We start from the raw sequence: 20,793 nt of genomic DNA on the forward strand, positions 1-20,793 counted from the left end.
TCAGTACCTCACCCTCGGGTCGATGAAGGCCGCGATGATGTCGACGAGGAAGTTCGTCACGGCGACGATCACGGCGATCATCGCGACGATGCCCTGCACGGCGACGAAGTCGCGGGATCCGAGATACCCGGCGAGCTGGAAACCGAGACCGTTCCATTCGAACGTCGTCTCGGTGAGCACGGCGCCACCGAGCATGAGGGCGATCTGCAGTCCGATCACGGTGATGATCGGGATCAGCGCCGGCCGGTACGCGTGCTTGCGCACCAGACGCCCCTCGCCGACGCCACGCGAGCGTGCGGCATCGATGTACGGCATGTTGAACGTGCCGATGACGTTCGTGCGCACGAGGCGCAGGAAGATCCCGGCCGTCAGGAGCCCGAGCGTGATCGCGGGGAGGATCGCGTGCAGCAGCACGTCCTGGATGTAGGCCGGGTTGCCCGACGCGATCGCGTCGATCAGGTAGATCCCGGTGCCACCGCTGCGGTTGAGCGCCACCTCGGTGCGCACGTCCGCTCGCCCGGAGACGGGCAGCCAGCCGAGCCACACCGAGAAGATGAGCTTGGCGACCAGGCCGGAGAAGAAGACCGGTGTGGCGTAGAACAGGATCGCGGAGACGCGAAGCGTCGCGTCCTGCCAGCGGTCGCGCTTGGCCGCGGCGATCATGCCGAACGGGATGCCGATGAGGAAGGCGATCACGAGGGCGTAGCAGACCAGTTCGAGCGTGGCGCCGCCGTAGTTGATGAGCACGTCGGTCACCGGCTGGTTGTCGGTGATCGTGTTGCCGAAATTGAAGGTGAGGATCTGCCCGAGGTACTCGAAGTACTGCACGAGGACCGGACGATCGTAACCGGCCTCATGGATGCGGTCGGCGAGCTGGTCGGCGGGAAGCCGGCCGCCGAGGGCGGCCGTGATCGGATCGCCGGTGAGGCGGATGAGGAAGAAGACCAGGGTGACGAGGATCAGCACCGTGGGGATCATCAGGAGAAACCGCACGAGGATGTAGCGCCCGAGCGAGTTGCCGCCGCTGCGGCGACGGCGTGCGGCGGGAGAGCCGGGAGCGTCGGGTGCGCCCGCGGAGGGGACGGAGATATCTGTCGTCATGACGAAGTACAGGCATCGGCCGTCGGGTGTGCGTTTGCCACGCACACCCGACGGCCAGACACGCTAGTTGTTGGTGATCGGAGCGAACCGGAGCTTGAACGATGCGTCGAGGGTGACGCCGTCCACACTCGTTCCGGCCACAGCCACCTGGGCGCCCTGCAGGTACGGCACCGTCGACAGGTCCTGGGCGACGAGGTCCTGGATCTTCTCGATGTCCGCGGTGCGGGTGTCGGCATCCGGCTCGACGGCCTGCTTCAGGATCAGGTCGTTGACCTCGGCGTTGTCGTAGTGGTTGCCGAGGAAGTTCTCCTTGAGGAAGAACGGCGTCAGGTAGTTGTCGGCGTCGGAGTAGTCCGGGAACCAGCCCAGCTGGTAGGCCGGGTAGACGTCGGCGGTGCGGTCCTTGGAGTACTGCACCCACTCGGTCGACTTGAGGTCGACGGTGAACAGGCCGCTGTCCTCGAGCTGGGACTTGATCAGCGCGTACTCGTCGCCGGACGACGGGCCGTAGTGGTCGGGGCTGTACTGCAGGCTCAGCGATACCGGAGTGGTGACGCCGGCTGCCTCGAGCGTGGCCTTGGCCTTGTCGGCATCCGGTGCTCCGTTGCCGTCGCCGTACAGACCCTTCAGCGACTCGGTGGCACCGGCGAAGCCCTCGGGGACGTAGGAGTACAGCGGGGTGTAGGTGCCCTTGTAGACCTGGTCGGAGATGGCGTCGCGGTCGATGAGGTCGGCGACGGCCTGGCGGACGGCGAGTGCCTTGGCCGGGTCGGCGTCGGCGGTCGTCGCGCCGTACGGCTGCGTGTTGAAGTTGAACACGATGTAGCGGATCTCGCCGCCGGGGCCGTCGATGACCTGGACCTTGTCGTTCTTGCCGAGGTCCTCGACGTCGGTGGCCGACAGGCTGCGGTATGCGACGTCGACGTCGCCCTGCTGAACGGCGAGCTTCAGGTTCGAGGACTCGGCGTAGTAGCTGAGGATGACGCCGTCGTTGGCGGCGGCATCCAGCAGACCCTGGTAGCTCTCGTTCGGTGCGAACTCGACGGTCTTGTTGAAGTCCCACGAGGTGATCGTGTACGGGCCGCCGAAGGCGTTCGCGTCGACGATGTCCTGGTCGGGGGTGAGCGCATCGGCCGAGAACACCTCGTCGTCGACGATCGCGCCGGGGAAGCTGGTGAGGATGTACGGGAACACCTGGTCGTTCTCGGTCTTCAGGTGGAAGACCACGGTGGTGTCGTCGGGGGTGTCGATGCTGTCGAGGTTGTACAGCAGGCTCGACGCGCCGTTCGGGTCGGCGATCTTCAGGTTGCGGTCGAACGAGAACTTGACGTCCGCCGAGGTCAGGTCGTTGCCGTTGGCCCACTTCAGGCCGGCGGGCAGGGTGACCGTGTACTCGGTCGGCGAGGTGAACTCGGCCGACTCGGCGAGGTCAGGAACGACCTCGGTGCTGTTGTAGTCAGTGTTGACCAGGTACGGGAAGACCTGGGTCTGGACGGCGAGGGAGCCGTTGTCGTAGGAGCCCGCGGGGTCGAGGGTGGTGACCTTGTCGGTCGTGCCGACGATGACCGTTCCGCCGCCTCCGCCGCCGTCACCGTCGCCCGTTCCTCCGCCGCCGGCTGCGCAGCCGGCCAGGATCAGACTCGTGGCGCCGATCGCGCCGATCGCCAGGCTCACTCGGCCCCGGCTGTGGATGTGCAGAGACATGGATCTCCCTCGTCTGTGAAGGTGGGTGCCGCATCGGGTGGACGCGGCGATCCATCAATAATGCGCGCGGGGGCGACGCAACACGAATCCGGCGCGCGATTCGTAACGAGACCGCAACGTGCCCCGGCGACGTTCTCGTCGATGCCGGGATGTCGGGAGTGGGCGCCGGTCTGGGGATGTCAGCGCCCACTCCTTCCCTCCGGTGGGAACGGAGGAGACGTCTCCCCTCCGCATGAGCGACGATGCGCTCGGCGCCTGCTGGCGGCTGGGGACCGACCGTGCGCGGCGCGGATCAAAATGCTAAGCGCGCAGACGTTGCAGCGGCTTGCATCCTTCCCGCGATCTCGGCGTCATCCGCTCACGAGTCCGAAGTACGCCAGTTCCGCGTCGTTCAGCATCCGTGACCGGATGAGGAACCTCTTCCCCGTCGGGCCTTCGACGCTGAAGCCGGCGCCGCGCCCCTCCACGACGTCGATCGTGAGGTGGGTGTACTTCCAGTACTCGAACTGCGACTCCGACATGTAGACCTCGATCGGGGACCCTTCGACCCCTGAGCCGGTCGAAGGGTCAGGGGCCCGCAGGGAGATGTCGACCGTCCCGAGGAGCACATCGCTCGGGCCGGTGATGAACATCCCGACCGGGTAGCACATGGGCGATGAGCCGTCGCAGCATCCGCCGGACTGATGGAACATCAGCGGGCCGTGCTGCTGCGTGAGTTCGCGCAGCAGCACGGCGGCGGCATCCGTCACGTCCACCCGCTGGTAGGTGCCGATGCTGACCATGAGCTCAGAAGAAGCCCATCGGGCCCTCGGCGTACGACACCAGCAGGTTCTTGGTCTGCTGGTAGTGGTCGAGCATCTTCAGGTGGTTCTCGCGGCCGATGCCCGACTGCTTGTATCCGCCGAACGCGGCGTGCGCCGGGTACTGGTGGTAGGTGTTCGTCCAGACCCGCCCGGCCTCGATCGCCCGGCCGGCGCGATAGGCGGTGTCGCCGCTGCGGCTCCAGACTCCGGCGCCCAGGCCGTAGAGGGTGTCGTTGGCGATCGAGATGGCGTCGTCGAAGTTCTCGAAGCTCGTCACCGAGAGGACCGGCCCGAAGATCTCCTCCTGGAAGATGCGCATGTCGTTGGTGCCCTCGAACACGGTCGGGGCGACGTAGAAGCCCTCGGACAGGTCGCCGCCGAGATCGACCCGCTCACCGCCCGTCAGCAGCCGGGCCCCGCCCTGCTTGCCGATGTCGATGTAGCTGAGGATCTTCTCCAGCTGATCGTTCGAGGCCTGCGCGCCGATCATCGTGTCGGGGTTCAGCGGATTGCCCTGCACGATCTTGCCGACCCGATCCAGGCCGTCCGCGAGGAAGCCGTCGTAGATGGAGCGCTGGATGAGCGACCGCGACGGGCACGTGCACACCTCGCCCTGGTTGAGCGCGAACATGGTGAAGCCCTCGAGCGCCTTGTCGTAGAACGGGTCGTCCTCGCGGGCGACGTCCTCGAAGAACACGTTCGGGGACTTGCCTCCGAGCTCGAGGGTGACGGGGATGAGGTTCTGCGAGGCGTACTGCATGATCAGGCGCCCGGTCGTCGTCTCGCCCGTGAACGCGATCTTGCGGATGCGCTTGTGCTGCGCGAGCGGAGCGCCGGCCTCGATGCCGAAGCCGTTCACGATGTTCACGACGCCGGCCGGCAGCAGGTCGCCGATGATCTCGAACAGATACAGGATGGATGCCGGTGTCTGCTCGGCGGGCTTGAGGACGACGCAGTTGCCCGCGGCGAGCGCGGGGGCGAGCTTCCACGTCGCCATGAGGATCGGGAAGTTCCACGGGATGATCTGGCCGACCACGCCCAGCGGCTCGTGGAAGTGGTATGCCACGGTGTTCTCGTCGAGCTGGCTGAGCGAACCCTCCTGTCCGCGCAGGACGCCGGCGAAGTAGCGGAAGTGGTCGACGGCGAGCGGGATGTCGGCGGCGAGCGTCTCGCGCACCGGCTTGCCGTTCTCCCACGTCTCGGCGACGGCGATCTCCTCGAGGTGCTCCTCGATGCGGTCGGCGATCCTGTTCAGGATGACGCTGCGCTCGGCGGGGGTCGTGCGCTTCCACCCCTGGAACGCCTTCCATGCGGTGTCGACGGCGCGGTCGATGTCTTCGGCGGTGCCCCGGCCGACCTCGGTGAAAGGCTTGCCGTTGACGGGGCTGACGTTCTCGAAGTACTGACCCTTGACGGGTTCGACGAACTCGCCGCCGATGTAATGGCCGTAGCGCGGGCGATAGTTCGCCACGGCTCCTGGCTGACCGGGAGCGGCGTAGGCCGTGGACGTGGTCTCTTCGACGATGGTCATGCTGTCTCCTTCGACGGTCGCGCAGCCTCGATGCCGCGCCGTTGCGTCGACGGTAGGCCGCAGGACGTTGCACGCGGATGCGCAACGTTGCATCCGGTTGCAGGGTGCGGTCAGTCGCGCTCGAGGCGTTCGATGCGGCTGACGAGCCCGGCGCGCCGCGGCGAGCGCGCCGGCAGCATCTCCAGGCAGAGCCGCAGGGCCTCTACATCGCCGGCGCCCTCGGGGATCTCCGCGTACGCGAGCAGCACGTCGACGCTGGCCTCGGTCAGCATCGCCTCGCGCAGTGCGCCGCGTACCTCGTCGCGGAACTCCTCGACGCCGGGGGATGCCGAATCCGGCAGCACCGGCCCGCGGTACGAGGTGAGGGCGACGCGATGCGCGCCGCGCGCCAGCAGGGAGAGCACGTTCTGCGCATCCGTCTCGAGCGGCACGGTCAGCCGGTACGGACGCGACTCCGGGGCGAGGTCGGGCGAGAGGCGCTCGAGCACCTTGCGCAGCCGGACGACCTCGGGCCGGAGCGTGTCGGGGGAGGCGTCCTCGCCGTACACGAGCTGGGTGAGACGGTCGGCGGAGAGCCCCTGGCGGTGCACGGCCAGCATGAGCAGGATCTCTGCGTGCCGGGCGCTGAGCGCGATGACCGATTCGGATTCGGGACCGGAGACCTCGAGCTGCGCCTTGTCGCGACCCAGCACCCGGAGCATCGCGCGGGTGACCGCGGGGCGACGCGGCATCCGGACGGGCGGCGTCTCGGCGCTGCGCGCCTTCAGTCTCGAGACGAGCAGTTCGGATTCGACGGCCCTGGCGGTGGCATCCACGAGCATGCGCGCCTGGGGCGTCGCCGCCTCGGCTCCGCCGGTGACGTCGATGACTCCGAGAAGGCGTCGGGTCTCGGGGTCGAACACGGGCGCTGCCGTGCACGACCAGGGGCGCACGAGCCGGTTGTAGTGCTCGGCCTCGTGCACCTGCACCGACTGGCCGAGCGCGATGGCGAGTCCGGGGGCGGCGGTGCCGACCGACTCCTCCGACCAGTTCGCGCCCTCGATGAAGCCCATCTCGCCGGTGAGGACGCGCTGATGCAGGTCGCCCTCCACCCACAGCAGCCGCCCGACGTGATCGCCCACGGCGACCATGACCCCGGAGTCGGTCGGGTCGCCGGGGAGCAGCAGCCCGCGGATCATGTCCATGACGCCGGCGAGCGGATGCCCGCTTCGATAGGTCTCGAGCTCGTCGCCGCCGAGGTCGACCGTCGGGAGTCCTTCGGCCCGCACGCGCAGCTGCCACGCGCGCTCCCACGACTCGCGCACGAGCGGGCGCACCTGCGCCAGTCGGTGGTCGTCGACATTGCCCGCGACGAGTTCCTCGTGCGCGCGTTCGATGATCAGACGCGAAGCGGGACTGCCGGCATCGCGTGACGATGCCCACGGTGACGGCACGGGGCCTCCGATCGTCGGTGACGGAGCTACGGCCAGTGTACGAGGGCGGATACCGTGGGGACAGGGGCTCCGACGGATCTTCGCGGCTGCAGCCCGGTGCGCGTCCTGCCTACCCGATCGCCCGGCGCACCTCGGGCAGCACCTCGGTGGCGAGCAGTTCGATCGACCGGAGCGTCTCGCGCTGGCCGATCCCACCCAGCCCCACCTGTGCGAGGAAGCGCGTATGCCCGAGCAGCTCGTGCTCCCACAGGATCTTGTCGACGATCTCGGCGGGGCTGCCGGCGAACAGGGCGCCGCCGGGGTTCGCCCAGGCGTCGAAGGTGTCGCGGTCGAGACGTCCGCCGCGGGGCATGTTCTCAGCGAAGTACGCCGCGTAGTGGGGGAAGAACGCGTCGCGGGCGGCCTGCGTCGTCTCGGCCACGTGGAAGTGCGAGGTGACGCCGAGCCTCGGGGCCGAATGCCCGGCCGCGCTCGCCGCCTTCCGGTGCAGGTCGGCGAGGGCCGTGAACCGCGCCGGTGCCCCGAGGATCGCGAGATACATCGGCAGCCCGAGGGTGCCGGCGCGCGCAGCGGATGCCGGTGTGCCGCCGACCGCGATCCACACGGGCAGCTTCTCCTGCAGCGGACGCGGGTGGACGCCGGCATCCCGAAGCGGAGCACGCGTCGTGCCCGACCACGTGACCTCGGCGTTCTCGCGGGCGGCGAGCAGCAGGTCGAGGCGGTCGTCGAAGTATTCGTCGTACCGGGCGAGGTCCTGGCCGAACAGCGGGAACGACTCGACGTAGGCTCCGCGACCGGCGGTGATCTCAGCGCGGCCGGCGCTCAACAGATCGAGGGTCGCGAACTCCTCGTGCAGTCGCACCGGGTCGGCGCTGGAGAGCACGGTGACGGTGCTCGTCAGACGGATCCGCTCGGTCTCGCGCGCCGCGGCGGCGAGCACCATCTGCGGGGAGGAGACCGCGAAGTCGGGGCGGTGATGCTCGCCGACGCCGAACACGTCGAGTCCTGCCTGGTCGGCGACGCGCGCCCACTCCAGGAGCTGCTCGAGGCGCGCGGCCGGAGGCGTGAGGGCGCCGCCCGCGGTGCGGCTGAGCTCGCCGAATGTGAAGATGCCGATCTCGAAGGGGGAGGTCATCGCGTGTCGTCTCTCCTGCTCGCCGTCGCGAGACGTAGTTTGCTGCATGAAACGGGGGTTGCTGACACGGGTCTCATGCTGGAGACCCCGTCTCGGTCTCGCGGGCGAGGAACGCCTGCACGTCCGCGAGTTCGCGGGCGTCGATTCCGTGGCCGAGTCCGGGGTATCGGCGATCCTCGAGCTCGGTGTGCTCGGGCGCCCACGCGTCGGTCCGGCGCACCGCATCGGGCGCGATGACCCGGTCGTCCTCGCCCCGGCCGAGGAACATCGCGGGACGTGTCGCGCGCAGCACGGCATCCGCCTTCTGCTCCCCCGCGGCCACGAATCCGCCGAGGACGACCGGGGCGAGCACGCGCTCCGGCGCCGTGCGCAGCAGCTGGGTCGCCATGAGGCCGCCTTGCGAGAATCCGATCGGCACGATTCGCGTCGAGGTCGGGAGTGCGGCATCCGCCCATGACCAGATCGCGGCGGTCGCGGCATCCATGGCCTCCTGATCGGGATGCCCCGGTGTGACGATCCGGAACCACGCGTTGCCGCCGGGGGTGAGCTCGATCGGGGCCCGCAGAGACGCCCACGGCATCCCTTCGGGAAGGGCGGATGCCAGGGCGACGAGGTCGCGCTCGTTCGATCCGTAGCCGTGCAGGAACAGCGCTGCGGCGGGGGCCGGCTGCTCCCAGTCGTCCGAGACGATGGCGGTCATGGATGCTCCTCTGCGATGTGTTACTTGCAGATGCAACCAATCTCGGTCGGAACTATTCCGAGCGGGAGGTCATGCGGTCCTCGCCCACGACTCCGTGACGGCATCCAGAACGCCGGTGAGAGCGCCTTCGGCGTCGGACGCGCGCATGGCCGCGCCGATCCGGCCCGCGGCCGCGCGGTACGCGGGGTCGCTCAGGATCGCCTCGACCGCAGAGCGCACACGGTCGGGGGCGACGGTCGTCGCACGCAGGTTCACGCCCGCGCCCGACCAGCCGACGCGCGCCGAGACCTCGACCTTGTCCTCGGTCTGTCCGGCGACGACGACGGGAATCCCGTGGGCGAGGGCCTGCTGGACGCCGCCGTAGCCGCCGTTGGTGACGAGCACATCGACGCGCGGCAGCAGCCGGTCATACGGCAGGTATTCGGCGACGCGCACGTTGGCGGGGAGATCCGCAGGCAGCGCATCGACCGGCCGACCCCCGGTCGAGACGACGACGAGCACGTCGGATGCTGCGAGCGCCGTGATCGTCGGCAGGACGAGCTGAGTGAAGTCGGTGTTGGCGATCGTGCCCTGCGTGACGTGGACGATCGGCCGCGAGCCGTCGAGGTCGCTCCACCAGTCCGGGAGGTCGACAGCGGCGGGCTCAGGCACGAGGGGACCAGCGAAGTGCACCGATTCCGGCAGGTCGGGGCGCGGATACTCGAACTCGGGAACCGTGAACTGCACGTAGGCATCCGCTCTGCCGGGCCAGTCGAGCACGAACCCGCCGAGTCGGCGCCCGGTCTCGCGCTCAGCCATCGCGTCGGCCTCCTTCTGCACCGCTCCGAAGATCACGCGTTCGGCGACGAGGCGGAGGGCGGCGTTGCGCAGGCGTCCGATCGGGCCCGGCAACGGCGTCACGCCCAGTCCGAACGGCGCGGTGTCGCGGCTGCGGGCGCCGAGAGGGAAGATGCCGAGGACGATCACGGGCGGCCGCTCGTCGCGCGGCAGCAGCTGCAGCAGAGCGCAGCCGACGAACAGAGGCTCGGAGAGGACGGCGTCGACGGTTCCGGACGCGATCTCGGCCCTGACCGCTGCGAGCTGAGCGGCGCCGGGCCGGATGAACAGGTTGGACATGTCGAAGCGGAGGGCAGCGGGACCGGTCAATCCCTGCCGCTCGGGGAAGGCGGCATCCGCATCGTCGAGATCGACGTCGGCCTCGGGAGGGAGGGGTACGAAGGTCGCCCCGGCCGCGGCGACGCGATCCGCGTAGCGGATGCTGGTCAGGAAGCGCACGTCGTCGCCGCGATCGACGAGCAGGCGGGCGATCTGCAGCAGCGGCAGGACGTGGCCGTGCGCAGGCGTGCACGTGATGAGATAGCTGGACATGAGGCGTTCTTTCCGTAGGATTGAATGTACTGAAGCAGTATTCATCACCCTTTGAGGAAAGTCAATGGTTCACGAGCATCCCCGCGCCTATCGATCCGAGTTGCGCGCCCAGCAGGCGCTCGCAACGAGGCAGCGGATCGTCGAGGCATCCGCCCGCTTGTTCGCCACGAACGGCTATCAGGCGACGACGATCGCCGCGATCGCGCGGGAGGCTGGGGTGTCGGCCGAGACCGTCAAGGCGGCGGCATCGAAGGCTGCGCTGCTCATCGCCGCGTTCGAGGTGACGTTCTCGGGATCAGAGGGCAAGACGTCGCTCTCGGACACCGAGGTCGCCGCCGGCGTGCTCGATCTGCCCGACGACGTCTTCTTCGACACCGTGCTCGCCCGGATCGCCGAGGCCAATGCCCGGGCGCATGCGCTGTGGACGGTCCTGCTCGGCGCCGCGCTCTCGGATCCCGTCGTCGATGAGGCGCTGCAGGGGATTCTCACGCATCGGGCGGCGGACAACGTGCAGTTCGTGACTGAGCTCGTCCGGCGCGGCATCGCCCCGGCGCTGCCCGACGTGGATGCCGCGGCGGCTGCGGTGTCGTTCCTGCTCTCTCCCGAGGCGTACCAGCAGCTCGTGGTCCAGTCCGGCTGGACCCAGGGTGCGTACCTCGCGTGGCTGCACCGAGCCGTCGAGTCCGAGTTGCGGCGCGACGTGTCTCCGGCTCGCTGACGAGGCTGCGCTCGGCGCCGAAAGAAGCATTTCCGGGCTGAACCGGTGCGTGGGGACCGGAAAGGCTTCTTCCGGGAAGCCTGAAACGAGCTAACCGCGCGCCGCCCACCAGTCGCGGAGGCGCTGCTCGGCGGCATCCGGCCCGATGATCCCCTCATCGAGGCGGATGTCGAGCAGGAACCGGTAGGCCTCGCCGACCTCCCGGCCGGGGCCAATCCCGAGGATCTCCTGGATCTGGTTGCCATCGAGCTCCGGCCGCATGGCGTCGAGCTCCTCCTGCTCGGCGAGGGCCGAGATGCGCGTCTCGATGTCGTCGTAAGCGGACGCGAGCCGGGCGGCCTTGCGTCGATTCCGCGTGGTGACGTCGGCCCGGGTCAGGATGTGCAGACGCTCGAGCAGATCGCCCGCGTCGCGCACGTAGCGGCGGACGGCGGCATCCGTCCACGCCCCCTCCGCGTACCCGAAGAACCGCAGGTGCAACTCGATGAGCTTCGCGACGGCATCCGTCGTCTCGCCGTCGAAGCGCAGCGCCTGCAGGCGCTTGCGCGCCATGCGCGATCCGACGACGTCGTGGTGGTGGAAGGTCACCGCTCCCCCGGGCTCGAGCTTGCGGGTGCGCGGCTTGCCGATGTCGTGCAGGAGCGCCGCGATGCGCAGCGCGACGTCCGGCGCCTCGCCGGGATGCCGGGAGTGCTCAAGCTCGATCGCCTGCTGCAGCACGGTGAGCGAGTGCTCGTAGACGTCCTTGTGGTGGTGGTGCTCGTCGACCTCGAGCCGCAGGGCGCTGATCTCGGGCAGGAACTCGTCGACGAGTCCGGTCTCGACGAGGACGCGGATGCCGCGCACCGGATCATCCGTCTGCATGAGCCGCACGAGCTCGCCCTGCACCCGCTCGGGGCTGACGATCTTCAGCGTCTCGCGCAGCTGCGCGACCGCGTCGTGCGTCGCAGGATCGATGTCGAAACCGAGCTGCGCGCTGAACCGGGCGGCCCGCAGCATCCGGAGCGGGTCGTCGCCGAAGCTCACGGTCGGGTCCGTCGGGGTGCGCAGGATGCCGGCGACGAGATCCTCGACGCCGCCGGTCGGGTCGATGAGCTTGATCTCGCGCCCGGACTCCGGGGACGCGACTTGCAGGGCCATGGCATTGACGCGGAAGTCGCGGCGCGCGAGGTCGCCGTCGATCGTGTCGCCGAACTCGACTGTGGGCTTGCGCGTCACGCCGTCGTAGCTGTCGGCGCGGTAGGTCGTGATCTCGACCTGCTCGCCCTTGACTCGGGCTCCGATCGTCCCGAACGCGCGGCCGATGTCCCACTGCGCGGTGGAGATCGGCGTGACGATGCGCAGGATCTCGTCGGGCGAGGCGTTCGTGGTGAAGTCGAGGTCGTTCGTCTCGCGGCCGAGCAACGCGTCGCGCACCGGTCCTCCGACGACGGCGAGCTCGAAATCGGCCGCCTGGAACGCGGCGGCGACCTCGGACACGACCGGTGCCTCGGCGAGCGCGCGCAGACGTGCAAGCCCCTCGGCCATGTTCAGCATGGGTTCCAGATTACCGGGCGCGCACACCGCGCCTCGCGTGCCGGATCCCAGACGACACGCGCCCGGTGCGGCGTGTCGACCTCGCGGCGCGCCGCTCGGGCCGCAGATCATCTGGGATTCGGGCCGACGGCGGCGCCCGGGACATCACACGGCCAGCAGCCGCCGCAACACCAGGCCGGGAGCGGATGCCGCCACCGCAGCCCGCTCGGCCGTGATGGACCCACCGGCGAGAGCCCACTCGTCCATTGCACGCAGCACGGCGAAGACTATGTCGGTCTGCAGGTCGAGCGGGAGCTCATCGCGCACGGCACCCGAGGCCCGCCCCGTTCGCAGCACCTCGGACACCCACGTCCGCACCCTCGTGAGCAGTTCGGCCCGAGCACCGGACGCTTCGGCGCCGCCAGGCAGGTAGAAGATCCGGCCCAGGTGCTGCAGCGCCGGCGTCGCCGACAGCGCGCCGAGCTGCTCCAGCAGCTCATCGACGTGTCGCCAGAACGCTCGCGCGCCGAACTCCGCGAACTCGGCGGGCGCGGGAGGCGTCCACATCGCGGCGACCTCGGCGATCAGCATCCGCACGACCGTGTCGAAGAGCTCGTCCTTGGATCCGACGAAGTGGTAGAACGAGCTCTTGCTCATCCCGGCGGCCCGGATGATCCGGTTCAGCGAGGCGCCCTCGTATCCGGCGCGCGAGAACTCCGCCACCGTCGCCTCGGCGAGCGCACGGTACCGGTCGGGTGCCGGCCGCTCGGAATCATCCATGTCACGATCATACTGGACCACCCAGTCCACGGGACCGTAGACTGTGGACCACCCAGTCCAGAACCCACGGGAGGGCGACATGCTCACCGACATCGCGCTGTCGGAGCAGCTCGACGCGCAGAGGGACGACCGCCTGCGCATCCTCATCGCCGGGGCGGGCGTCGCCGGCATCACCCTCGCGTCGCTCCTGCGCACGCAGGGCCTGCATCCTGTGCTCATCGAGCGGATGCCGCGGATGGAGCATCCGGGCTACATGCTCGCCCTCATGCCGACCGTCGATCCTGCGCTGAAGGACATCGGCGTGCACGACGAGTACCTCGCCCGGAGTTCGCCGCTCTCGCGCTACGCGTTCCGCTCCCACCGCGGAAGGACGCTCCGCACGGACGACCTCGGCGCCCTGCTGGCACTCCACGGCGACTACCAAGGGATCGAACGCGGTGCTCTCCTCGATGTGCTGACGGCGCGCGGGTGTCCCGTCAGCTTCGGCACGACGATCACGGCGGTCGGCGGCGACGTCGTCTTCAGCTCCGGCGAGCGCTCGGCGTTCGATCTGATCGTCGCGGCCGACGGCATCCATTCGCGCACACGCGACCTGCTCGACGTCGGCGAGGTCTCCACGGTCGACACGGGCTGGGCCGGATGGGTGACGTGGTCGGATGCGGTTGGCGACGACCCTGCGCTCGGCGAGGAGCTGTGGGGCGACGGCCTCTTCCTCGGCGTCTATCCCGTCAAGGACCGCGTCGGCATCTTTCTCGGCGGACCGGTCGACGATCTGACAATCGGGCCCTCTGCGTTCGCCGCACGCGTGCGCGAGTCCGCGCCCGGGATCGGTTCGCGACTCGATTCTGCATTGGATGCCGTCACCGCCGACCCCGACCCGTATCTGTGGCCGCTCACCGACGTGCGCGCCGAGCGGTGGGTCGATGCCGGACGATCGGCGGTGCTGCTCGGAGACGCGGCATCCGGATTCCTACCGACCGCCGGCATCGGCGCCGGCATGGCGATGGACTCCGCATGGATGCTGGGGCGCATGCTCGCGCACGCCGACCGTGCGAGCCTCGCGGCGGTGCTCGCCGAATGGGAGCGCGTGGAGAAGCCGCGCGTCGAATCGGCGCAGTCGAACTCGCGGCTGCTGGCGACGCTGATGTTCCGCCGCGGGAAGGTCGTCGCGTGGCTGCGCGAGACCGCGATGCGGGTGATGACGGTGAAGGCCGTGCTGGGGCCGATCATCAGGCTCATCGCCGAGCAGCCCGACCCGGATGCGGCGGCCACGGCCGTGCTCCGTCGTCGAGCGGAGGCTCGGCTCAGTTGATGATCTCGGCGCTGTCGTCGGCGCGGATCGCCTGAAGCCGGTCCCGCCACATCTGCAGAGCCTCGGGGGTCAGCCGCGTCCAGTCGTGCACTTCACGCACCACCCGCAGCGGCGCCGTGCTGCGGTACGAACGCGTCGGGTTGCCGGGGAACTTCTTGTCCGTGACGTTCGGGTCGTTCTCGAAGTCGCCGCTGGGCTCGACCTCGTAGACATGCGGCGTGCCGGAACCCGCGAGCTCGACAGCCACCTCCGCCGCGAGGCCCGCGCCGTCGCGCAGGGCCGTGAAGTAGATGTGGTTCATCACGACCTCGGGCCTGTAGTTCGAGCGGTGACCGGCGGTGAGCAGGTCGCCGACCGCGACGTCGGCCACCGTCCCGTGGAAGAACGGTCCTTCATCGAGCACTTCGGTCATCGCATCCCCTCAGCGTCCTGTGATGTCTCGCATCTCCTGGGCGTGGCGGCGGGTCATCGACATGATGCCGGCGCTCATCACGGTCGCGCCGATCGCAGCGATGGCGAGGAGGACCCAGATGCCGTACTCCGGATCGAGCACATCGAGCACGTACACGACGACGATGGCCGCCGCGATCGCCAGGCCCTCGACGACCGCGAACGTGAGGAAGAACCGGCTCTGACGCTGCTGGTGCTGTCGCTTGAGCGCCTCGACCCGCGGATCCTCGGCGGAACTGCTGTTCAGCGAATAGCTCATGCCCGAAGCGTAGCGGGGCGGCGGCGCCCAGCGGGCGGTGCGCATCTCAGGCCGGGTCGCCCTGCACCGGGCCCTCCGTGTTCGGCTTCCAGCCCAGAGCCGGCGCGACGTGCTCGGCGAACGCCTGCAGCACGTGCAGGTTGTAGTCGACGCCGAGCTGGTTCGGGATCGTCAGCATCACGGTGTCGGCCGCCATGACCGCCTCGTCCTGCCTCAGCTGCGAGATGAGCACGTCGGGTTCCGCGGCGTAGGTCTTGCCGAACGTGGAGCGGAAGCCGTCGATGATCCCGACCTGGTCGCCGTTCTCGGCGCTGCGCAGCCCGAAGTACGCGCGGTCCATGTCGGACACGAGCGGGAAGATGCTCCGGCTCACCGACACCCGCGGCGTCCCGGTGTGACCCGCCGCCTTGTACGCCGCCCGGTACAGGTCGATCTGTTCGCGCTGCAGCTCGTGGAACTGCGCGCCGGTGGCCTCGGTCAGCAGCGTCGAGCTCATGAGGTTCAGGCCCTTGCGGCCGGTCTCCTCGGCCGTGGCGCGCGATCCGGATCCCCACCAGATGTGGTCGCGCAGCGTCTTGGAGCGCGGCTCGATCGCCAGGTACCTGCCCTCGCCGACCTGCTGCGGGTCGCCCTGGACCACGCCGGCACCATCGATCGCCTCGAGGAACAGCTCGAACTTGTCACGGGCGAGGTCGGCGCCGCGCGGATCCTCCGACCCGACGTAGCCGAACGCCTCGTAGCCGCGCAGCGCGGTCTCGGGTGATCCGCGGCTGATGCCCAGCGCGATGCGTCCACGCGCGATGAGATCGAGGGCGGCAGCCTCCTCGGCGAACTGCAGCGGGTTCTCGTACCGCATGTCGATGACGCCGGTACCGACCTCGATGCGCTCGGTCTTCGCGGCCATCGCGGCCAGCAGCGGCATGGGCGATGCGGCCTGACGGGCGAAGTGATGCACGCGGACGTAGGCGCCGTTGACGCCGATCTCATCCGCACCGACGGCGAGGTCGATCGTCTGGTGCAGCATGTCCGCCGCCGTGCGGGTGCCCGAACCGGGCACGGGCGCGTAGTGCCCGAAGGAGAGGAATCCGAAAGCCTTCATGGTCGTATGCAACCGAATGGATGCCGGTGGCATTCCCCTCTCACGGCGCCGTGACGAGGAACCCGTCGAGCACGAGATCGCGGATGCGCGGCTCGAGGTCCGCCCACAGATCCACCAGCGGCACCTCGAACAGGTCGGCGATCGCCGAGACGATCTGCATGACCGACAGCTCGCCGTCGCACGCCCCGACGAAACCGGCGAGCGCCGGATCGGCCTCGACGGTACGGCCGAAACCGCCGCCCTGCCGCAGCTCGATCACGCTCGGATCGTCGTTGCCGGGCAGGTAGTGCCGCGCCTCGGTGACATCGGGCGCCGTCACGAGCGTGTGCGGGATGCCGTCGCGCAGCGCATCGTGCGCCGCGAGGCCGTCCCGCAGCGCCCGACCGAGCGAACCGCCCGGCGCCGCGAGCGGCTGCGACACCTTCTCGAAGCGGCGCAGCGGCTTCGACCCTTCGACAGGCTCAGGGATCGTGGCTGCAGGACGACGCAGCAGCACGTACCCGAATCCGACTGCGGTCACCCCGCGAGCGATGAAGTCGTCGAGCCACGCCTCCAGCATCCGCCCGAACGACGCCTCGCGCGGCGTCGTGCCGCCGTCGCGGACCCACAGCTCGGCGTACGCGAGCGGGGTGAGCTCTTCGCGCTCGATCACCCAGGCGTCGAGGGCGGGATCGATCCAGGACTCCAGGCGGGTGAGGCCGGGGGTCGTCTTCGACCCTTCGACAGGCTCAGGGAGCGAAGACTGCGGCACAGGGAGCGAAGATACCGACTCCCAGTTGCCGAGCAGCTGCGCGATGCCGCCGGGTGTCAGATGGTCCGCGACTGACCGGACGAACGCCTCGACCAGCGCGTCCCCCACCAGGCCCCCGTCGCGGTACTCGTAGGCCGTCACGCCCACCACCCGCGGCGTGATGACGAACGGCGGGTTCGACACGATCAGGTCGAACGCCTCGCCGGCGACCGGCTCGAACATGCTGCCCTGTCGGAACGTGATGTTCGTCACGCCGTTCAGGCGGGCGTTCAGCGCCGCGAAGGCCAGAGCGCGCTCGGAGATGTCGGTCGCGACGACCTCTCCGGCGTGCCGGGCGACGAGCAGCGCCTGGATGCCGCATCCCGTCCCCAGGTCCAGTGCCCGTGAGACCGGCACGGGCACGACGAGCTCCGCGAGCGTCCGCGATGCCCCGCCGACTCCGAGCACATGGTCGGCCGGCAGCGCCGTGCCGAGGGCCAGCTCGTCGAGGTCGCTGGCGATCCACCATTCGCCGACCCCGTCGGCATCCACGAAGGACTGCGGGCGCAGGAGCGCGGTCGGCACCGCATCCGCACCGTCAGTGCGGGCCAGCCCCAGGGCGACGAGGCCGTCCACCCCGACACGAGCGAACGCCGCGTCGACCAACGGCGCCGGCTGCGGCATCCCGAGCACGAAGAATCGGCCGGCGGTCGCCAGCGGGCCGACATCGCGGGCGATCGCCCGCAGGACAGGCTCGCGGACTCCCCGGCCGAGTGCGTCGTCGGCCTCCTCTCCCCACAGGCGCCGGAGCGGTTCGGAGCGGAAGTCGGCGGCATCCAGATCCGCGGCCAGCGCCGAGGCGAGAGCGGGATCCGGGACGGGCGGGAGGGCGTCGGACACGGCCGTCACTCTACGCGCCTTCAGGGTTCCCCGAAGGCGCACACCTAGAATTGCGGGGTCACCACTCACGGGTCGCTCCTGCGCGCCCCGAGGAAGACCAGAGACTTGATCAGGCCCCGAACCGGCAGACGTGCCCGCGCGCACCGCGGCATCCGCGGCGTGCTGGCGTCGACCATCGCCGTCGGGCTGGTCGCATCCGGGCAGCTCCTCGCCCCGGCATCCGCATCCGCCGACACCGAGATCCCCGAGGACACCGGCACCGTCGAGCTCTCGCTGACCGCCGGCATCCACGGCGTCGTCGCCCCTGACGCCCCCGTCACCGCCACCGTCACGATCGACAACGGCAGCGACGCGGCTCTCGCAGCAGGGCGCGTCACGGTCGAGATCAACAGGACGCCGCTGGCGGATGCCGAATCGCTCACCGCCTGGCTGGACGGCGGCGACGCCGACGGGACCTTCACGTCCATCGGCTCCGAGGAGTCCGGAGACGTCGCGGCATCCGAGAGCGCGTCGACCTCGGTCAGCGCCACCTCGGCTGCGCTCGGCGACCTGCCCGAGGGCGTCTACCCCCTGCGCGCATTGATCTCCGGCCCGGAGATCTCGGGCGTCGCCGGTGCCACCAGCGTCCTCGTCGTCACGGACGACACCGACCTGCAGCTGACCGTCGTCGTGCCGATCACCGCCACCCCTGAGGACGGCGGTCTGCTCTCGGCCGACGAGCTCACCGCGCTCACCGCCCCCGACGGGCCCCTCACGGCCCAGCTCGATGGCGCGGCGGGAACCTCCGCGGCCCTCGCGGTGGACCCGCTCATCCCCGCGGCGATCCGTGCTCTCGGAACGGCGGCACCCGCGGATGCCACCGCGTGGCTCGCGCGGCTGGAATCGCTCTCGAACGAGCGGTTCGCCCTGCAGCCCGGCGACGCGGATGCGACTGTCCAGGCTCGTGCCGACCTGCCCGAGCTGCTCTCGACGCTGCCGCTGACGCCCTACCTCGACCCCGCCGACTTCACAGCGCCGCCGGCTGACGGCGAGACCCCCGCCCCCACGCCGACCGCATCCGACCCCGAGCTCCCCAGCGATGCCGAGCTGACCGCCCTGGGCGGCGCCGAGTCCGGCGTGCTGTGGCCCCTCGGCGATGTCCGCACCGCCGACCTCGCCGCCTTCGACGACTACCTCGGAACGGACGTCACCACGATCCTGCCGTCGACGTCGGTCACCTCCGAGTCCGCTGCGCACGTCGAGGTCGACGATCATCGGATCCTCGTCTCGGATGCCGATGCGTCGGCCGTGCTCAGCGAAGCCGCCGCGACCACCGACGAGTCCGACCGCGAGCGGACGATCACCTCCGGCATCGCCCGGCTGAGCCTCGTCCCGCAGGCGTCGCTGCTCGTCGGGCTCGACCGCGATGAGACCCGCACGGCCGACGCGCTGCGCGAGACGATCCTCGCGCTGTCGTCCATCGCCGACCTGACGCCCCTGTCCGAGGCGCGTGCCTCCGACCCGGCATCCGCCACGATCGTCTCGGACGACTCGCGCGACCGCGCGGACGCCCTCGAGCACCTGCTGGCCGACGAGGCCCGCCTGACGTCGTTCGCGACGATCCTCGACGACCCGCTCGTGCTGCTCTCCCCCGAGCGCATCGAGATCCTCCGCCTCATCGGCGTCGGCACCGCGAACCAGTTCGTCCCCGGCACCGGAACCCACCGCACCGAGACGACGGCCACCCTGAACGCCGTCGGGGTGCAGCAGCCGAGCCCCGTGCAGCTGTTCACCGCGGCCGCCCCGCTGCCGGTGTGGGTGCACAACGACCTGCCGTGGCCCGTCAACGTCACGCTGACCTCCCGGCCCTCGGATGCGCGCCTGGACATCGAACCGCGCACCGAGGTCGTCGCCCAGCCCGCCAGCAACACCCGCGTCAAGGTGCCGGTGTCGGCCCGGGTCGGCAGCGGGGTGCTCGACGTGCGCTTCGGACTCACCTCACCCACCGGCGTGCGCATCGGCACCGACCAGACCGCGACCGTCACGGTGCGCGCCGAATGGGAGGGCATCGGCCTCGGCATCCTGGGCGGCGTCATCGGATTGCTGCTCGTGCTGGGCATCATCCGCACCGTCGTCCGCCGGCGCAAGGACAGGGCGGCCGATTCCGACGCATGACGCTGCTCGGGAATGCCGCGCGGTTACCATGGGTTTCAAGCTCTGACGCGTTTTCACGCGAGAAGGAAGAGGACATGCGCAAGGTCATCATCATCGGCTCCGGTCCCGCCGGATTCACCGCCGCCGTCTACGCGGCCCGCGCGAACCTCGAGCCGCTTCTCATCGCGAGCTCGGTCGAGGTCGGCGGCGAGCTGATGAACACCACCGAGGTCGAGAACTACCCGGGCTTCCCCGACGGCATCCAGGGCCCCGACCTGATGGCGAAGTTCCAGGCGCAGGCCGAGAAGTTCGGCACCGAGGTCGTCTACGACGACGTCACCTCGCTGTCGCTGGACGGTCCGGTCAAGAAGGTCGTCCTCGGCAGCGGCGCGGAGCACGAGGCGCACGCCGTCATCTACGCGACCGGCTCCGCCTACCGCAAGCTCGGCATCGAGGGCGAAGAGCGCCTCTCCGGCTACGGCGTCTCGTGGTGCGCCACGTGCGACGGGTTCTTCTTCCGCGAGAAGACGATCGCCGTCGTCGGCGGCGGCGACTCGGCGATGGAAGAGGCCACGTTCCTCACCCGCTTCGCCGACAAGGTCTACGTGATCCATCGCAAGGACACGCTGCGGGCATCCAAGATCATGCAGGAGCGCGCGTTCGCGAACGAGAAGATCGAGTTCATCTGGAACAGCGAGGTGACCTCCATCGAGGGCGGGGATGCCGTCACCGGCGTCACCCTGCGCGACACGGTCGACGGCTCGTCGCGCGAACTGGCCCTGGACGGCCTGTTCATCGCGATCGGCAACGACCCGCGCACCCACCTCGTGCACGACAAGCTCGACCTCACCGCCGAGGGCACGATCTGGGTCGACGGGCGCTCCTCGCGCACCTCGGTTCCCGGCGTCTTCGCCGCCGGCGATGTCATCGACCCGACCTACCGCCAGGCCATCACGGCCGCCGGATCCGGAACGGTCGCGGCGCTGGACGCCGAGCACTTCCTCGCGGACCTCGAGGATGCTTCTGTCGAGGTCCCGGCCGCCGAGGCGGCCGAGGTCATCGCGTAGGGAACAGTTTCGGCACCGCTGCTGTTGCAGCATGTGACCTTCGATCAAGGAGATA

18 protein-coding genes are annotated in these 20,793 nt (G+C 69.7%); 4 read left to right on the forward strand and 14 right to left on the reverse strand.

From position 1 onward, the window contains the following. The 8 genes from AB0269_RS09935 to AB0269_RS09970 form a co-directional block, all read right to left on the reverse strand. Positions 1–1,101, reverse strand: a complete 1,101-nt coding sequence (locus tag AB0269_RS09935) for an ABC transporter permease (RefSeq protein WP_366211038.1) — start codon at positions 1,099–1,101, stop codon at positions 1–3. Positions 1,102–1,164: 63 nt separating this feature from the next. Further along, positions 1,165–2,805: an ABC transporter substrate-binding protein gene (locus tag AB0269_RS09940; protein ID WP_366211039.1), complete on the reverse strand. Its 1,641-nt coding sequence runs from the start codon at positions 2,803–2,805 to the stop codon at positions 1,165–1,167. Between the two features lie 350 nt (positions 2,806–3,155). Further along, on the reverse strand, positions 3,156–3,587 hold the full coding sequence (locus AB0269_RS09945; protein ID WP_366211040.1) for a DUF779 domain-containing protein: 432 nt from the start codon (positions 3,585–3,587) through the stop codon (positions 3,156–3,158). Between the two features lie 4 nt (positions 3,588–3,591). Continuing rightward, the gene (locus tag AB0269_RS09950; protein ID WP_366211041.1) at positions 3,592–5,139 is read right to left on the reverse strand and encodes an aldehyde dehydrogenase family protein; all 1,548 of its coding nucleotides are present in this window, start codon (positions 5,137–5,139) and stop codon (positions 3,592–3,594) included. 110 nt (positions 5,140–5,249) lie between these two features. Further along, a complete protein-coding gene (locus AB0269_RS09955; protein ID WP_366211042.1) occupies positions 5,250–6,572 on the reverse strand; it encodes a GAF domain-containing protein in 1,323 nt (440 codons plus the stop codon). A gap of 109 nt (positions 6,573–6,681) precedes the next feature. Continuing rightward, positions 6,682–7,707 carry an LLM class flavin-dependent oxidoreductase gene (locus AB0269_RS09960; protein ID WP_366211043.1) on the reverse strand — a complete coding sequence of 342 codons (1,026 nt, stop codon included), beginning with the start codon at positions 7,705–7,707 and terminating at the stop codon, positions 6,682–6,684. A gap of 73 nt (positions 7,708–7,780) precedes the next feature. Then, positions 7,781–8,407, reverse strand: a complete 627-nt coding sequence (locus tag AB0269_RS09965) for a dienelactone hydrolase family protein (RefSeq protein ID WP_366211044.1) — start codon at positions 8,405–8,407, stop codon at positions 7,781–7,783. A 69-nt stretch (positions 8,408–8,476) separates the two neighbouring features. Beyond that, positions 8,477–9,775, reverse strand: a complete 1,299-nt coding sequence (locus tag AB0269_RS09970) for a glycosyltransferase (RefSeq protein ID WP_366211045.1) — start codon at positions 9,773–9,775, stop codon at positions 8,477–8,479. Between the two features lie 64 nt (positions 9,776–9,839). On the opposite strand from AB0269_RS09970, the gene AB0269_RS09975 reads away from it, so the two are divergent. Then, positions 9,840–10,493, forward strand: coding sequence for a TetR family transcriptional regulator (locus tag AB0269_RS09975; RefSeq protein WP_366211046.1), 654 nt, complete (start codon positions 9,840–9,842; stop codon positions 10,491–10,493). 90 nt (positions 10,494–10,583) lie between these two features. Here the strand turns inward: AB0269_RS09975 and AB0269_RS09980 are convergent, their stop codons facing one another. Both AB0269_RS09980 and AB0269_RS09985 read right to left on the reverse strand, forming a co-directional pair. After that, positions 10,584–12,029 carry a CCA tRNA nucleotidyltransferase gene (locus AB0269_RS09980; protein WP_366211047.1) on the reverse strand — a complete coding sequence of 482 codons (1,446 nt, stop codon included), beginning with the start codon at positions 12,027–12,029 and terminating at the stop codon, positions 10,584–10,586. Between the two features lie 144 nt (positions 12,030–12,173). Further along, entirely contained in the window at positions 12,174–12,788 is a 615-nt protein-coding gene (locus tag AB0269_RS09985) for a TetR/AcrR family transcriptional regulator (protein WP_366211048.1), read from the reverse strand. A 79-nt stretch (positions 12,789–12,867) separates the two neighbouring features. Between AB0269_RS09985 and AB0269_RS09990 the strand changes: the two genes are divergently transcribed. Further along, entirely contained in the window at positions 12,868–14,100 is a 1,233-nt protein-coding gene (locus AB0269_RS09990; protein WP_366211049.1) for an NAD(P)/FAD-dependent oxidoreductase, read from the forward strand. Here the strand turns inward: AB0269_RS09990 and arr are convergent. Genes arr through AB0269_RS10010 form a run of 4 tightly spaced genes read right to left on the reverse strand, consistent with a single transcriptional unit; the run spans position 14,093 to position 17,547 of the window. Continuing rightward, positions 14,093–14,512 (reverse strand): NAD(+)--rifampin ADP-ribosyltransferase, encoded by a 420-nt coding sequence (arr, locus tag AB0269_RS09995; RefSeq protein WP_366211050.1) that lies wholly within the window; start codon positions 14,510–14,512, stop codon positions 14,093–14,095. The two genes, AB0269_RS09990 and arr, sit on opposite strands and share 8 nt — an antisense overlap. Positions 14,513–14,521: 9 nt before the next feature. Beyond that, complete coding sequence (locus tag AB0269_RS10000) at positions 14,522–14,809, reverse strand: hypothetical protein (protein WP_366211051.1); 288 nt, start codon at positions 14,807–14,809, stop codon at positions 14,522–14,524. A 46-nt stretch (positions 14,810–14,855) separates the two neighbouring features. Beyond that, complete coding sequence (locus tag AB0269_RS10005) at positions 14,856–15,908, reverse strand: LLM class flavin-dependent oxidoreductase (protein WP_366211052.1); 1,053 nt, start codon at positions 15,906–15,908, stop codon at positions 14,856–14,858. A gap of 40 nt (positions 15,909–15,948) precedes the next feature. Continuing rightward, positions 15,949–17,547, reverse strand: coding sequence for a methyltransferase (locus AB0269_RS10010; protein WP_366211053.1), 1,599 nt, complete (start codon positions 17,545–17,547; stop codon positions 15,949–15,951). 96 nt (positions 17,548–17,643) lie between these two features. On the opposite strand from AB0269_RS10010, the gene AB0269_RS10015 reads away from it, so the two are divergent. Together AB0269_RS10015 and trxB are read left to right on the forward strand one after the other, a co-directional pair. Then, positions 17,644–19,692: a DUF6049 family protein gene (locus tag AB0269_RS10015; RefSeq protein WP_366211054.1), complete on the forward strand. Its 2,049-nt coding sequence runs from the start codon at positions 17,644–17,646 to the stop codon at positions 19,690–19,692. 74 nt (positions 19,693–19,766) lie between these two features. Then, on the forward strand, positions 19,767–20,738 hold the full coding sequence (trxB, locus tag AB0269_RS10020) for a thioredoxin-disulfide reductase (RefSeq protein ID WP_366211055.1): 972 nt from the start codon (positions 19,767–19,769) through the stop codon (positions 20,736–20,738). The last annotated feature ends 55 nt before the right edge of the window (positions 20,739–20,793 follow it).

The sequence above is a fragment of the Microbacterium sp. NPDC077644 genome (genome assembly GCF_040702785.1).
Lineage (GTDB): Bacteria > Actinomycetota > Actinomycetes > Actinomycetales > Microbacteriaceae > Microbacterium.

Coding starts and splice junctions, on each gene's coding strand:
- arr (WP_366211050.1), bottom strand. CDS start 14,512: ATGACCGAAGTGCTCGATGAAGGACCGTTCTTCCACGGGACGGTGGCC.
- AB0269_RS09980 (WP_366211047.1), bottom strand. CDS start 12,029: ATGCTGAACATGGCCGAGGGGCTTGCACGTCTGCGCGCGCTCGCCGAG.
- AB0269_RS09945 (WP_366211040.1), bottom strand. CDS start 3,587: ATGGTCAGCATCGGCACCTACCAGCGGGTGGACGTGACGGATGCCGCC.
- AB0269_RS09970 (WP_366211045.1), bottom strand. CDS start 9,775: ATGTCCAGCTATCTCATCACGTGCACGCCTGCGCACGGCCACGTCCTG.
- AB0269_RS09940 (WP_366211039.1), bottom strand. CDS start 2,805: ATGTCTCTGCACATCCACAGCCGGGGCCGAGTGAGCCTGGCGATCGGC.
- AB0269_RS10005 (WP_366211052.1), bottom strand. CDS start 15,908: ATGAAGGCTTTCGGATTCCTCTCCTTCGGGCACTACGCGCCCGTGCCC.
- AB0269_RS09965 (WP_366211044.1), bottom strand. CDS start 8,407: ATGACCGCCATCGTCTCGGACGACTGGGAGCAGCCGGCCCCCGCCGCA.
- AB0269_RS09975 (WP_366211046.1), top strand. CDS start 9,840: ATGGTTCACGAGCATCCCCGCGCCTATCGATCCGAGTTGCGCGCCCAG.
- AB0269_RS09935 (WP_366211038.1), bottom strand. CDS start 1,101: ATGACGACAGATATCTCCGTCCCCTCCGCGGGCGCACCCGACGCTCCC.
- AB0269_RS09960 (WP_366211043.1), bottom strand. CDS start 7,707: ATGACCTCCCCCTTCGAGATCGGCATCTTCACATTCGGCGAGCTCAGC.
- trxB (WP_366211055.1), top strand. CDS start 19,767: ATGCGCAAGGTCATCATCATCGGCTCCGGTCCCGCCGGATTCACCGCC.
- AB0269_RS09950 (WP_366211041.1), bottom strand. CDS start 5,139: ATGACCATCGTCGAAGAGACCACGTCCACGGCCTACGCCGCTCCCGGT.
- AB0269_RS10000 (WP_366211051.1), bottom strand. CDS start 14,809: ATGAGCTATTCGCTGAACAGCAGTTCCGCCGAGGATCCGCGGGTCGAG.
- AB0269_RS09985 (WP_366211048.1), bottom strand. CDS start 12,788: ATGGATGATTCCGAGCGGCCGGCACCCGACCGGTACCGTGCGCTCGCC.
- AB0269_RS09990 (WP_366211049.1), top strand. CDS start 12,868: ATGCTCACCGACATCGCGCTGTCGGAGCAGCTCGACGCGCAGAGGGAC.